The 13,016-nt window shown below is 71.4% G+C and carries 13 protein-coding genes; 7 read left to right on the forward strand and 6 right to left on the reverse strand.

The features are described from left to right. Positions 1-74: 74 nt before the first annotated feature. From K7C20_RS15485 to K7C20_RS15495, 3 genes are read right to left on the reverse strand one after another with little or no spacing between them, the layout of a single operon-like run. Entirely contained in the window at positions 75-956 is an 882-nt protein-coding gene (locus K7C20_RS15485; protein ID WP_030082633.1) for an SDR family oxidoreductase, read from the reverse strand. After that, complete coding sequence (locus K7C20_RS15490) at positions 953-1,957, reverse strand: alpha/beta fold hydrolase (protein WP_053209351.1); 1,005 nt, start codon at positions 1,955-1,957, stop codon at positions 953-955. Before K7C20_RS15490 ends, K7C20_RS15485 begins: the two co-directional genes overlap by 4 nt. Further along, positions 1,954-3,483: a flavin-containing monooxygenase gene (locus K7C20_RS15495; protein WP_030082634.1), complete on the reverse strand. Its 1,530-nt coding sequence runs from the start codon at positions 3,481-3,483 to the stop codon at positions 1,954-1,956. The genes K7C20_RS15490 and K7C20_RS15495 overlap by 4 nt, the downstream gene beginning before the upstream one ends. A gap of 205 nt (positions 3,484-3,688) precedes the next feature. Between K7C20_RS15495 and K7C20_RS15500 the strand changes: the two genes are divergently transcribed. Next, on the forward strand, positions 3,689-4,495 hold the full coding sequence (locus K7C20_RS15500) for a MerR family transcriptional regulator (protein WP_409351308.1): 807 nt from the start codon (positions 3,689-3,691) through the stop codon (positions 4,493-4,495). A gap of 24 nt (positions 4,496-4,519) precedes the next feature. Here the strand turns inward: K7C20_RS15500 and K7C20_RS15505 are convergent, their stop codons facing one another. After that, positions 4,520-6,367 (reverse strand): AfsR/SARP family transcriptional regulator, encoded by a 1,848-nt coding sequence (locus tag K7C20_RS15505; RefSeq protein WP_245171232.1) that lies wholly within the window; start codon positions 6,365-6,367, stop codon positions 4,520-4,522. A 372-nt stretch (positions 6,368-6,739) separates the two neighbouring features. Here K7C20_RS15505 and K7C20_RS15510 point away from each other — a divergent pair, with 372 nt between their 5' ends. Beyond that, positions 6,740-7,246, forward strand: a complete 507-nt coding sequence (locus K7C20_RS15510) for a stress protein (RefSeq protein ID WP_048829563.1) — start codon at positions 6,740-6,742, stop codon at positions 7,244-7,246. Between the two features lie 188 nt (positions 7,247-7,434). On the opposite strand, the gene K7C20_RS15515 is transcribed toward K7C20_RS15510, so the two are convergent. Both K7C20_RS15515 and K7C20_RS15520 read right to left on the reverse strand, forming a co-directional pair. Beyond that, positions 7,435-7,782, reverse strand: a complete 348-nt coding sequence (locus tag K7C20_RS15515) for a hypothetical protein (RefSeq protein WP_150127249.1) — start codon at positions 7,780-7,782, stop codon at positions 7,435-7,437. 192 nt (positions 7,783-7,974) lie between these two features. After that, positions 7,975-8,778 carry an exodeoxyribonuclease III gene (locus K7C20_RS15520; protein ID WP_030082639.1) on the reverse strand — a complete coding sequence of 268 codons (804 nt, stop codon included), beginning with the start codon at positions 8,776-8,778 and terminating at the stop codon, positions 7,975-7,977. A gap of 67 nt (positions 8,779-8,845) precedes the next feature. Between K7C20_RS15520 and K7C20_RS15525 the strand changes: the two genes are divergently transcribed. The 5 genes from K7C20_RS15525 (at position 8,846) to K7C20_RS15545 (ending at position 12,952) form a co-directional block, all read left to right on the forward strand. Continuing rightward, a complete protein-coding gene (locus tag K7C20_RS15525) occupies positions 8,846-9,328 on the forward strand; it encodes a GNAT family N-acetyltransferase (protein ID WP_030082641.1) in 483 nt (160 codons plus the stop codon). 134 nt (positions 9,329-9,462) lie between these two features. Further along, positions 9,463-10,392, forward strand: coding sequence for an ABC transporter ATP-binding protein (locus tag K7C20_RS15530; RefSeq protein WP_053209349.1), 930 nt, complete (start codon positions 9,463-9,465; stop codon positions 10,390-10,392). After that, positions 10,389-11,411, forward strand: coding sequence for an ABC transporter permease subunit (locus K7C20_RS15535; RefSeq protein WP_030082647.1), 1,023 nt, complete (start codon positions 10,389-10,391; stop codon positions 11,409-11,411). The genes K7C20_RS15530 and K7C20_RS15535 overlap by 4 nt, the downstream gene beginning before the upstream one ends. Positions 11,412-11,580: 169 nt before the next feature. After that, positions 11,581-11,976 (forward strand): GntR family transcriptional regulator, encoded by a 396-nt coding sequence (locus K7C20_RS15540; protein ID WP_030082649.1) that lies wholly within the window; start codon positions 11,581-11,583, stop codon positions 11,974-11,976. 190 nt (positions 11,977-12,166) lie between these two features. After that, positions 12,167-12,952, forward strand: a complete 786-nt coding sequence (locus K7C20_RS15545) for a MerR family transcriptional regulator (RefSeq protein WP_030082651.1) — start codon at positions 12,167-12,169, stop codon at positions 12,950-12,952. Positions 12,953-13,016 lie beyond the last annotated feature (64 nt).

A 13,016-nucleotide genomic window follows, 5' to 3' on the forward strand; every position in this document is an offset into this window, starting at 1 on the left:
CTCCGTGATGCGCAAAGCCGCTCACGAGCCGCTCAGGCCCAGCTCAGAGGCTCTTCAGGCCGCCCGCCGCCCGTTCACCGGTCCGCCCGCGCCTTCTCGTCCGCCTCACCGCCCGCACCCACCAGCCCGACCCGCATCCCGTCCAGCCGGTCCCCGAACCGCCGCATCTCCCGCCGGCCCACCGACCCGATGAGGGCGGGCAGATACCCGCGGAGCGACTGCATCCCGCGCAGCCACCACTGCCCGTAGACATGCGCGGAACGGCGCTCGATGCCCGCGACGATCCGGTCGACGGCGGGGCCCAGCGGATAGGTCTTGTTCGACGGCCAGGGCAGCCGGGAGCGCAGCTCGCGCATGATGTCGTCCTGGTCCGCGCCGCGCACCATGTCGGTGTCGGTCCAGCTCAGATAGCCGACGCCGACCCGTACGCCCTTGTAGCCGACCTCGGCACGCAGGCTGTGCGCGAACGCCTCGACGCCCGACTTGGAGGCGCAGTAGGCGGTCATCATCGGGGCCGGGGTGATCGCGGCCAGCGAGGCGATCTGGAGGAAGTAGCCGCGGGAGGCCATCAATGCGGGCAGGAAGGCGCGGCCGGTGACCGCGCCGCCGATGAGGTTGACCTCGATGACCCGCCTCCAGGAGACCGGGTCGGAGTCGGTGAACGGGCCGCCGGTCGCCACCCCGGCGTTGGCGACGACCACATCGACCTTCCCGAAGCGGTCCTTGACCTCGCCCGCCACCCGGGCCATCGCCTCGTGGTCGGTGACATCGGCATGCCAGTGGTGCGCCGGGCCGTGCAGCGACGCGGCGACACCGCGCAGTTCGTCCGGCTCCAGGCCCACCAGCGCGAGCGTCGCACCGCGCGCCGACAGCTTCCGGGCCAGCAGCGCACCGACCCCACGCGCCGCACCGGTCACGACGACGACCTGGCCCTCCAGGTTCCTGCTCGCGCTCATGCGGTCTTCTCCTTCTTCTGCCGCGGGGTGCGGGGAACTTCGGCAGTCGCGTCGGCCGCTTCCGCCGTGGCCTCGATACGGGTTCCCGTCGTCCGCAGATGGCCGTCGACGAGCGCGCGCAGCCGGCCGGCGACCGAGACGGCGTCCTCGATCGGCGTCATGTGTCCCAGGCCCGGCAGCTCGGTCAGACCGCGGCAGTCGGGGAGGACGGAGGCGAGCCTGCGGGCGTGCACCAGCGGGGTGAGCCGGTCGGCGGTGCCCGCGATGACCGCGGTCGGCAGCTCCAACCTGCCGACGCCGCCGGTCAGTTCGAGTCCGGCCAGCACCTTGCCCCAGCGGGCCCGTACCCCGGGCGGGCAGGCGTGCACGATGCGCGCGCAGGCCTCGATCTGCTCGGCGGTGGCGCCGGGGCCCATGGTGGCGTACTTCAGGGCGCTCCTGGCGATTGGCGACACGGGGCCGAGCGGCATCCGTGAGTGCAGCATCAGCCGGTGCGCACGGCGGCGGCCCTGCGGGCTGCGCAGCGGGAACACCCTTGATTCTGCGGGCAGTTCGGCGCTTCCCGTGCTGCACAGCAGCGCGGCGGCGGCCCGCTCGCGCAGCTGCGGCCGGCCGGCGGCGGCCATGATCGTCATACCGCCCATGGAGTGGCCGCCGACCACGGCGCGTTCGCCCGGCCGCAGGGTGGCCTCCAGTACGGCCACCAGGTCGTCGGCGAGCGCATGGGTGCTGTGGCCGGCCGGACCGGCGGCGGGGCTGCGGCCGTGGCCGCGCTGGTCGTAGACGACGACCTTGTGGCCGGCGGCCAGCTCGCGGACGACCGGGGCCCAGAAGGCGGTCGAGCAGGTCCAGCCGTGTGCCAGGACGACGGCCGGGGCGTCCTCGGGCCCGTGGACCTCGGCGTACAGCCGGGCGCCGTCGGCCGAGGTGACGGTCAGCGTCGTACGCGGCACCGGCGGGGCGTACGGGCCGGTGGTGACGTGTCCGGGGCGGCGGCTCATGCGGCCACCTCCGTGTGCGTGCCGGCGGACCGGCCCGCGGGCCTGCCGGCCGGTGGCCGCAGCACCTCGTACTCCGCGAGGTCGACCTGCCGGGTGACCTTCTTGAACTCCCCGGTCGTGCCGGGCCAGACGGTGGTGTTGCGGCCGTTGGCGTCCAGGTACCAGCTGTCGCAGCCACCGGTGTTCCACACCGTGCGGGTCATCCGCTGCTGGATCCTGCGGTTCCAGTCCTGTACGGCGGACGGCCGGGCGTCGAGGGCGATCTTCCCGCCGAGGACGTCCAGCTGGCGCATGAAGTCGGCCAGGTAGTTCAGCTGCGCCTCGATCATCAGGATCATCGAGCTGTTCCCGAGGCCGGTGTTGGGCCCGATGAGGGTGAGGAAGTTGGGGAAGCCGGCCGCGCTGGCGCCGCGCAGCGCCTCCATGCCGTCCTTCCACTCCTCGGCGAGCGTCGTGCCGTGGGCGCCGGTGACGCGCTGGGCGATCGGCATGTCCGTCACATGGAACCCGGTGCCGAAGACGATCGCGTCGGCCTCCACCTCGCTCCCGTCGGACCCCACGAGCGTGCTGCCGCGGACCTCTTTCAGCCCGGCGGCGACCAGATCCACGTTGGGCTGCGCCAGGGCCGGGTAATAGGTGTTCGAGAGCAGGATCCGCTTGCAGCCGATGCGGTAGTCGGGAGTGAGCGCGGCCCGCAGCACCGGGTCCTTGACGGCCTTCTTCATGTGGTTCCTGGCCAGGAATTCGAGCAGACCCAGTTCATTGGGGCGCTTGGTGAAGGCGCTGACCTGGAGCTCGCGGATGCTCCACAACAGCCCGCGGCGCGCGGCCCGGGTCGCCGGGAGCTTGGTGTGCAGCCACTTCTCGGCCGTGCTGATCTTGCGGTCGGCGCGCGGCAGCACCCAGGGCGGGGTGCGCTGGAAGAGCGTGAGGCGCTCCACGTCCGGCTGGATGGCCGGCACGATCTGGATCGCCGAGGCGCCCGTACCGATCATGGCGACGCGCTTGCCGCGCAGGTCGTAGTCGTGGTCCCAGCGGGCGGAGTGCGAGACCTTGCCGGGGAAGGTGTCCAGCCCCGGTATGTCGGGAATCTTGGGATCCGACAGCGGCCCGGTCGCGGACACCACGACATCCGCGGTCAGCGGCCCGACGGCCGTCTCCACCTCCCAGTGCAGCGCCTCCGCGTCCCAGCGCAGGCTCCGCACCTCCGAGTCGAGGCGCAGGTGCGGACGCAGTCCGAAGGTGTCGGCGACCCGCTCCAGGTAGGCACGGATGTGCGGCTGCCCGGAGAAGTTCCGCGGCCACTCCGGGTTGGGCGCGAAGGAGAAGGAGTACAGGTGCGAGGGCACATCGCACGCGCATCCCGGATAGCTGTTGTCGCGCCAGGTGCCGCCCACCGCACCGGCCCGCTCCAGGACCACGAAGTCGGTGATCCCCTCTCGCCGCAGCCGGACGGCCGCGCCGAGACCACCGAACCCCGATCCGATCACCGCAACCCGCACATGCCTGCGCTCGCGCTCGGCCATTTAGCCGCCTCCCGAGTTCGACGTACTCCACTGCCATCTTCGGGGCCGCGACGTCCGCCATCACGACCGCCCCCATCGCGCCAGCAACCACTGGCACAGTTGGAGAGTAGGGCAGCTACGTACCGAGCGGTAGGGGTGGGGCGACAGGAGTTACCGCCGGGTGCACCCCGGACCGCGCGTCGTACCCCCGGCATAGGCTGGGTCCGTGGCAGCGAACGAAAACCCCCAGGACGCGCGCACGGAACCCGCGGCACACCCCCCGGTGCGCGAATTCCGCATGGCCGACCTGGCCAGGGAAGCCGGCATCACGGTCCGTACGCTGCGCTTCTACCGCGAGCGCAAGCTCATCCCGCCGCCGCGCCGCGAGGGCCGGATCGCCTGGTACAACGAGCACCATCTCGCCCGACTGCGCACCATCGGCGCCCTCCTGGAGCGCGGCCACACCCTCGGCGGCATCGGGGAACTCCTCTCGGCCTTCGACACCGGCCGCGACGTGGGCGAACTCCTCGGCCTGGAGAACCCCCTCCTCCCGCCCTGGTCCGAGGAGACGCCCGTACGCCTGACCCCCGAGGAACTCGCCGACCACTTCAGCGAGGACATCACCGCCGAGAACCTCACCGCGTCCCTGGACATCGGCTATCTCGCCGTCGACGGCGACGAGTTCGTCCACATCAGCCGCCGCCTGCTGGACGCCTCGACCGAACTCGTCAGCAAGGGCGTCCCGTTGGCCGCCGTCCTCGAAGCCGGCCGCCAGGTACGCGTCCACGCCGACGCCCTCGCCGGCATCTTCACCACCCTCATCCGCACCCACGTCCTCTCCGAGGTCCTCGCACGCGCCTCGGCGGGCGAGCCCCCCGGCCCCCACGAGGTCGATCACATCGCCGAGACCATCGAAAAGCTCCGCCCGCTCTCCAAGGGCGTGGTCGAGGCCGAGCTCTCCATGGCCGTGGACCGCCGCGTGCGGGCGGAGCTGGCGGAGTGGCTGCGGGAGCAGGGGCAGACGGAGGAGTGAGGGGGGCCGCCGGGCGGCGGTGGCTCATCCGGGCCACAGCCGGGACCGTGCGGCGTGGGCGAACAGCCGCTGCCGGGCGAGCTCCCGGTCGGCCGGCGTCTCCTCGGACGCGACGAGCTTGGCGGCGTAGATGCGCACCAGCCCGGTCCGCGCGAAGTGCCCCTCGGCCTGCTCCTCGAAAAGGTGCGCCTCACACAGCTCGGCGAGATGACGGCGGGTGCGCTCCAGATCGTGTCCGGCCAGGGCCGCGGCGGCGTGGACCTCCACATCCGGGCCGGGGACGAGCCCGAGGAGGCGGAACAGCCGCGCGGCACCGCTCGTCAGCGCGCGATAGCTGAGGTAGAGGCCGGCTTCCATGGACAGGTCCGGATCGGCAGCGGACAGCTCACACAGCCGGTGGCCCTCATCGGCCAGCTTCTTCGTCCAGTCCGCCAGCGACCAGCCGGCGTGTGCCATCAGCCGTGCGGCGGCGATCCGCAGCGCCAGCGGCAGCCGGTCGCACCGCTCGACGAGTTCCCGGGCAGCGGCTCCCTCCGCCGCGATGCGCTGCCGCCCCAGCGCGGTGCCCAGCAGCTCCAGAGCCTCGTCCGCGGGCAACGGCCCCACCGTGACCAGCGCCGCCCCGTCGCGGATCATCAGTCCGCTCAGCCGCCTTCGGCTGGTCACCACGGCCAGCGCGCCCGGTGTCGCGGGCAGGAGGGGGCGTACCTGTTCGGCGGTGCCGGCGTTGTCCAGCACCACGAGCATCCGCCGTCCGGCGAGCAGTGAGCGGTACAGCGCCGAGCGCTCCGTCACGGCGTCGGGGATCTTCGCGTCCGGCACTCCCAGCGCCTGGAGGAACATCCCCAGCACGGTTCCCGGGCGCATCGGGGGACGCTCGAAACCCCGCAGGTCGACGAAGAGCTGCCCGTCGGGGAACTCGGCCTTCAGGCGGTGCGCCCAGTGCACCGCCAGCGTGGTCTTGCCGGCCCCTCCCCCGCCCGCGAGCACCACACAGTCCGGCCTCGGCGCCCGGTCCAGGTTCTGGTCCAGCGCGGCGATCTCCCCGGTGCGCCCGCAGAAGTCCGGTATGCACGGCGGGAGTTGGGCGACGGAAGGCAGCGGCGCCGGCGGGCGGTCGGGGGCGTACGGCATGGCGGGGCCGGGCCCGGACGACGGACGGCCGGGGAAGTGCGGCGCGACCGCGGGCGTCCCGCCGAGCACCGCCAGATACGTCTCGCTGAGCGCCGGGCCGGGATCGATGCCCAGCTGGTCCTTCAGATGCCGCCTGGTCCGGTGGAAGTGATCGAGGGCCTCGGCCTGTCTGCCGCTCGCCTGGAGGGCACGCATCAGCAGCGCGGTCAGCTCCTCGTGCAGCGGATGCTCCGCGAGCCAGGCGGTCAGCTCCGTGATCAGCTCCCCGTACCGGCCGAGCAGCAACAGCCGTTCTCCGAGCTCCTGCAGCGCCGCCACCCTCGCCTGGGTCAGGCCCACTCCCAGCGTCCGCCGCACCCGGTCGCCGGGCACATCCGCCAGCACCTCGCCACGCCACAGACCGAGGGCCTGGCGCAGCTTGGCGACGGCGGTCCGCGGCTCGGCCTCGCGGGCGCCGGACACCAGGTTCTGGAACCGGTTGGCATCCACCGCCCACGGATCGGCGATCAGCACATACCCCTGGCCGCGGGTGACTATTTCGGCTTGGCCGGCCAGCAACTGCCGCAAACGGTGGACGTGATTGTGGACCACGCCTCTCGCTCTGGCCGGCGGATCCGCGTCCCACGCCAGGTCGATCATTCTGCTCACCGGGATCACCTGATTGACCTCGCTGATCAGAATCGCGGCCACGGTGCGCAGTCGGCCCGCTCCCAGACTCAGCAGTCGCCCATTGTTCACTTCAATTTCAACCGGCCCTAGTAGCCGCAACTGAACCATTGTGACCTCAAGTTCGTGCCGCCGAATGTGCGCACAGCAAACCGCCCTTTTCCCTGCAAAGACCACCGAAGGAAAGGTCGGGTTCCGTTTCGCTCACCCGCTCTCACTATGTGGACACAGCACCTGAGTTGACGAAAAGTCAGTGAAATATGCGGGCCACCTGCGAAGTACGTGATCACAGCGTGAGCAGTTCATGAGCGACGCCGCGAAACATCGTTCCTGTGCCGGTCGCAGTGGCAATTCCCCTGGCGGCTGCACCGGCCGGCTCTCTGCTCCCCGGGACCCCGTTCGGGGAGCAGAGAGGACTGCCATCCGTACACATGGAGGAGAACCATGTCCACCAAGAACATCGTGAAGAAGAGCGTTGCCGCAGCCGCACTGTGCGCGGCGCTGTGCGGCACTGCTGTGGCGTTCCCGGCGACGGCGTCGGCCGCGCCGGCAGCCCCCGCCGCGGCGGCCAAGGGCGGACCGACGGGCACCATCGGCGCGAGCCTGAACGTCAACGTCGACGTTCTCGGCATCGCCAACAAGATCGAGGCGTCGATCAAGACCGCCCAGAACCGCGAAGGCTTCGTCAAGGGCCTCATGGAGTCGGCGTACTACGCGGCCGGCGGTCAGTACAACGTCATGGTCCACAACCTCCAGCAGCCGTATGAGGAGAACCTCAACGGCGTGAAGACGTTCGCCACCACCACCTACGACGGTGTCACCTACGGCATCTGGGTGTTCGAGGACGGCGAGTTCACGAACCAGGGCGACGGCGGCTGGATCAACTGGGCGGCCAAGGGCTACATCGAGCGTCCCGACAACGGCGGCCTCATGATCTTCACCCGCCACTGAGCAAACAGCCCCACCCCGTGTGATGGTCCGCCGGATACCCGGCGGGCCGTTCGGCTTTCGGGCACGGTCCCCCGGAGGCGCTACGGCGTTCCGCCCCCAGGAGGGCCCTCAGCGGTCGAAGACCACCGTCACCGGCGCGCGGCCGGGCCACCGCCGGTCATGGCCGGCCACTTCCCGGGCGCCGGGCTTCAGGCGTTCCGCCGGAAGAACCCTCGCACCTTCTTGACGACGCGGTAGCCCACGTAGCCGAAGAAGCCAACGTAGACGACGAGGACAAGGATGACCTCCCACGGCTCCTTCAGGCTGGAGCGACTGTGCGTCCCTACGCTGCGGCTCCTGTAGGCGAGTTCCACCTTGCTGACGCCGGCGCTGCCGAGATCGGCGTGACGGCCGCCGGGGGCACTGTGGCTGCCGCTCCCGCCCCGCCCGTTCGCGACGTACGAGACCGAGCCGTTCGACGGCTCCGCATACGCGGCCGTGGCCGGTGCGGCCCCGAGCAGGGCAGCAAGCAGCAGAAGTACGGTTGCCGAACGCATGAAGAAACAGACCCCCTGAATGGCGGCGAACCACAGCCGCGTCATGTACACGCCAATGCACGCTAAGGCATCCGGTGGGCATGTGCCACCGGATGCCCACCGTGCGAGACCCGCAGGAATTCCCTTCCTCACCGGTCCTTCACCAGCGGTGCCCGTGCGGGTCGTCCGCAGCCTTACCCTTCGCCCGGAGTCCTACAGTTCGAACACCGCGGTTACCGGCGCGTGATCGCTCCACCGCTGGTCATAGCTGGCCGCCCGCTCCACGAACGCCTTCACCGCCCGCTGCGCCAGACCGGGCGTGGCCATGGCGTAGTCGATGCGCCATCCCGCGTCATTGTCGAAGGCGCGGCCCCGGTAGGACCACCACGAGTACGGGCCCTCGGTGTCCGGGTGCAGGCCGCGGACCACGTCCACGTAACCGCCCCGGGTCTCGTCGAGGACGTCGCTCAGCCAGCCACGCTCCTCCGGGAGGAAGCCGGACTTCTTCTGGTTGGCCTTCCAGTTCTTCAGGTCGGCCTCCTGGTGGGCGATGTTCCAGTCACCGCACACCACCACCTCGCGGCCGTCCGCGGCGGACCGCTTCCGCAGCTCGACGAGGTAGGGCAGGAACTCCGCCATGAAGCGTTCCTTCTCGTCCTGCCGCTCCGTACCGACCTCACCGGAGGGCAGATAGAGGCTGGCCACGGTCACCCCGGGCAGGTCCGCCTCCACATACCGCCCGCTGCCGTCGAACTCCGCCGACCCGAAGCCCACCTGCACCCGCTCCGGCTCCCGCCGGGTGTAGAGCGAGACCCCGGCCCGCCCCTTGGCCGCCGCCGGGGCATGGACGGCGTGCCATCCGGCGGGCTCCCGCACCTCCTCCGGAAGCTGGGCCGTCTCGGCCCGTACCTCCTGGAGGCACAGCACATCGGCCGCGGTCCCCGCCAGCCACGGGACGAAGCCCTTCTTGGCCGCGGCGCGCAGTCCATTCACATTCACAGAGGTCACGGTGAGCATCCCGGCACGATACCCACCCCCGGGACCTCGTCGCGCCGGGCACCCGCTCACCCGTACGATTTCTGGAATGGAGATACGTCCCGTCCGCTACGACCACCCCGACGCGGTCACGCTCGATGCGCTGGTCCAGCAGGAGTACGTCCGGCGCTACGGCGACGGCGACGTGACGCCGCTGGACCCGGAGATGTTCACCCCTCCGCACGGTACGTATCTGATCGCCTACGAGGGCGCCCGCCCGCTGGCCACCGGCGGATGGCGGCGCCAGGAGGACACCGCGGAGGGGTACGCGCTCGGCGACGCCGAGATCAAGCGGATGTTCGTGGTCCCGGAGGCGCGCGGGCGGGGGCTGGCCCGGCAGATCCTGGCCGCCCTGGAAGCGGACGCACGGGCCGCGGGGCGCTCCCGCATGGTGCTGGAGACCGGCACCGAGCAGCCCGAAGCGCTGGAACTGTACGCCTCCAGCGGCTATGCGCTGGTCGAGAAATTCGGGCTGTACCGGACGTACGACGAAAGCCGGTGCATGGCGAAGTCGCTGGTGGCGGACGCCTGAGCGGACGGCGGCGCCCTCGGCCCCGCCGGCGGGCGGCCCCTGGGCCCCGTCGGCCGGGGCCCGTTTTGTTGACACGCCCGAGGGACGCTCCGCATACTCATTCCACTAATCAACTAGCTAAAGGGGGGATCCGGGTGAGCGACCCGAGCCCATGGGCCATCGAGGCCGAAGGACTGGGGAAGAAGTACCGCCGCGGCTGGGCCCTGCGGGACTGCTCCTTCCGGCTCCCCGCCGGCCACATCTGCGCACTCGTCGGACCCAACGGGGCGGGCAAGAGCACGTTCCTGGGCACCGCGACCCGGCTGGTGCAGCCGACCACCGGGACGCTGAAGCTGTTCGGCGTCCCGGTCTCCGACCCGGCCGTTCTGGAGCGGGTCGCCTTCCTCGCGCAGGACAAGCCCCTCTATCCGCGCTTCACCGTGGCCGAGTCCCTGCGGCTCGGCAAGGAGCTGAACCCGCGCTGGGACCAGGCGCTCGCCGAGCGGATCGTACGGTCCGGAAAGGTGCCGCTCACCGCCCGCATCGGCACCCTCTCCGGCGGCCAGCGCACCCGCGTCGCCTTCGCCCTCGCCTTCGGCAAGCGGCCCGAGCTGCTGCTGCTCGACGAGCCGATGTCCGACCTCGACCCGCTCGCCCGGCACGAGCTGTCGGGGCTGCTGATGGCCGAGGCCGCCGAGCACGGCACGACGGTCCTGATGTCCTCCCACATGCTCGCCGAGATGGAGGTCATGTGTGACTACCTCCTCGTCCTCACCGAGGGCCGGCTGCGGATGGCGGGCCAGACCGAGGAGCTGGTGCCCGCGCACCTGCTGGTGACGGGCGTGGCCGAGGGCGACGACGGGGTGCCCGAGGAGCTGCGACAGCGGCACACCGTGGTCGAAGCCCGGGTCACCGGGCGGCAGTTCAACGCCCTGGTCCGGCCCCGCGGCCCGGTCTCCGACAGCTGGGAGGTGCTGGTGCCGAGCCTGGAGGAGGTCCTGCTGGCCTATCTGCGGTCGCCCGAAGCACCCACTCTGATCGCGGACGATGCCCGCGTCGGCGGACCGCGGGAGGCGGCCGCGTGACCAGGACGAGCACCACGGGAGCCGAAGCGGCGAACGCGGTGGAGCCCGGCGATGCCCCCGGCAGCGGCCCCGCCGCCCGCCGTGAACTGCTGCACGGCCTGCCCTGGCTGGTCTGGCGCCGGCACCGCACGTTCCTGCGCCTCGCCCTGCTGGTCACCGTCGTGGGCTGCGCGACCTTCGCCTACCAGCACAGCGGCCTGATCGACTTCCTGCACGCCCGGGGGGCCACCCCCGACACCGAGGGGCGGCTGGCCAACGACTTCCAGAACACCTACGGCCGGCTGTTCGCCACCGGCAGCCAGCTGCTGGAGTTCCTGCCCGTCCTCATCGGCGTCTTCCTGGGCGCTCCGCTCATCGCCGGCGAGCAGGAACACGGCACCATCAAGCTGGTCAGCACCCAGTCGGTGAGTTGCGGCCGCTGGGTGGCCGCCACCCTCGCCCTGCCGCTGACCGTCGCGGTGCTGTGCACCGCCCTGCTGTCGGCCGCCTTCACCTGGCTGTGGACGCCGGCACACAACCTGGCCATGGGCGGCGACTGGCTGACTGGCGGGGCCTTCGAGAGCACCGGTCCCGTTCCCGTCGCCCGGACCCTGTTCCTGACCGTCTGCGGTATCGCCCTCGGCATGCTGGTCAAGCGGGTGGTGCGGGCCATGGCGGCCACCGCCGTCTTCGCCCTGGTCACGTCCCTGATCTGGTCCGAGCTGCTGATCGGCCGCCTGGGCACCCTGCGCAGCGTCAGCTACCCCTACGACGGCGACGGCCCCGACCTGCCGCCCGACGCCGTACGGATCGACGACTGGGTGTCCACCGCGGACGGCAAGCTCTACGGCTACGGCACCTGCGTCCACGGCGACGCCGAGTCCTGCCGGGCCAAGCTGGGCATCGTCAACCGGGTGACCCAGTACTTCGACTACGGGCAGATGGCGGGGATGCAGTGGCTGGGCGCGGGAATTCTGCTGGCGCTGGCCGCCGTGGTGCTCACGTTCGTCGTGTGGCGGGCGCACCGGCGGCCCCTCTGAACGGCGTGGCGCACGACGGACGGTGCGGGTGCCGGACCGCGGGTTCCGCCCGTACGTGGCACCCCCCGGGCGGCGCTTTGACACCCGGCACGGCCGGCCCGATCATCAAGCGGTCGGGCCGCGCGGCCCCGGCGGCGCACCGGGCGCGACAGGCGGAAGAAGCAGAGAGGTGGTGAGCGTCGTCGAGTTCCGAATCGACCGGCGGAGCGGCGTCGCCACCTACCTCCAGATCGTCCAACAGGTCCAGCAGGCACTGCGGTTGGGCATCCTGGTGGAGGGCGACCGCCTGCCGACCGCCGCGCAGGTCGCCGCCACGACCAAGGTCAACCCCAACACGACCCTCAAGGCGTACCGCGAACTGGAGCGCGAGGGCCTGGTCGAACCCCGCCCCGGTCTCGGCACCTTCGTCAGCCGTACGCTCGCCCGCCCCGAGTCCGCGGCGGACGCCCTGCTGCGTGAGGAGCTGCGTTCCTGGATGGACCGGGCCCGCACGGAGGGGCTCGACCGGGAGGACGTCCAGGCGCTGGTGAACTCGGTACTCCAGGACCGGTATCCGGACGGTTGAGCGGGGCGGGGCGCGCTTCCGCCTGCTCGCCCCGCCACGGCCCGCCGCCCGTACCGGCCGCGCTTGACCCTCACGCCACGTCAGGCCCCAGCCTGACGAACGGCCCCGCCCCGCCACCGGTGACACCACCGCCGGAGGGACGGGCCGACCGGACACGACGGCCGGACAGGACGGGACGAAAGGCGCTGCGATGAGCTACTCGGTCGGGCAGGTCTCCGGCTTCGCGGGGATCACGGTGCGGACCTTGCACCACTACGACAAGGCCGGCCTGCTCTCCCCCGGCGACCGCAGCCCCGCCGGCTACCGCTTGTACAACGATGCCGACCTCTCCCGGCTCCAGCAGATCCTCTTCTACCGGGAGCTCGGCTTCCCCCTCGACGAGATCGCCACGATCCTGGAGGACCCCCAGGCCAACGCCCTCGATCACCTCCGCGCCCGGCACCGCCTCCTCAACGACCAGATCAGCAAGCTCCAGCGGCTGGTCGAGGTCGCCGAGCAGGCCATGGAGGTCCAGCAGACCGGCGTGGAACTGTCACCCGAGGAGCGGTTCGAGGTCTTCGGCGAGGTGACCTTCGACCTCACCTACGCCACCCAGGCCCATCTGAAGTGGCAGCACCGCGAGAGCTACCAGCGGTCGATGGCACGGGCCGCCGAGCACTCCAAGGAGGACTGGGCGAAGATCATGGCCGAGGCCGCCGACTGGCGCCTGCGGCTGACCGCCGTCTTCGACGCCGGGGAACCGGCGGACGGCGAGCGCGCCATGGACCTCGCCGAGGAACACCGGCAGCACATCGCCCGCTGGTTCACCCCGTGCCCCACCGACGTGCACGGCCGGATCGCCGACGGCTTCGTCACCGATCCCCGCGCCTTCGCCCTGGCCGTCCCGCCCACCGAACAACGGCCCGGCCTCGCCCCGTACCTGCGCACCGCCGTACACGCCAACGCCGTACGCCGGTCTCCGGCGGACGACGCCTGAACCACCGAGCCTGCGCACGGCTGAACGAGCCTGCACGAGTCCTGAACACGGCACGGGCGCCCCC

This window comes from Streptomyces decoyicus, assembly GCF_019880305.1.
Lineage (GTDB): Bacteria > Actinomycetota > Actinomycetes > Streptomycetales > Streptomycetaceae > Streptomyces > Streptomyces decoyicus.

Bases quoted from the DNA above. Each gene is read 5' to 3' on its own strand.
- K7C20_RS15485 (WP_030082633.1), bottom strand. From the start codon at position 956: ATGAGCGCGAGCAGGAACCTGGAGGGCCAGGTCGTCGTCGTGACCGGT.
- K7C20_RS15490 (WP_053209351.1), bottom strand. From the start codon at position 1,957: ATGAGCCGCCGCCCCGGACACGTCACCACCGGCCCGTACGCCCCGCCG.
- K7C20_RS15495 (WP_030082634.1), bottom strand. From the start codon at position 3,483: ATGGCCGAGCGCGAGCGCAGGCATGTGCGGGTTGCGGTGATCGGATCG.
- K7C20_RS15510 (WP_048829563.1), top strand. From the start codon at position 6,740: ATGTCCACCAAGAACATCGTGAAGAAGAGCGTTGCCGCAGCCGCACTG.
- K7C20_RS15515 (WP_150127249.1), bottom strand. From the start codon at position 7,782: ATGCGTTCGGCAACCGTACTTCTGCTGCTTGCTGCCCTGCTCGGGGCC.
- K7C20_RS15520 (WP_030082639.1), bottom strand. From the start codon at position 8,778: ATGCTCACCGTGACCTCTGTGAATGTGAATGGACTGCGCGCCGCGGCC.
- K7C20_RS15525 (WP_030082641.1), top strand. From the start codon at position 8,846: ATGGAGATACGTCCCGTCCGCTACGACCACCCCGACGCGGTCACGCTC.
- K7C20_RS15545 (WP_030082651.1), top strand. From the start codon at position 12,167: ATGAGCTACTCGGTCGGGCAGGTCTCCGGCTTCGCGGGGATCACGGTG.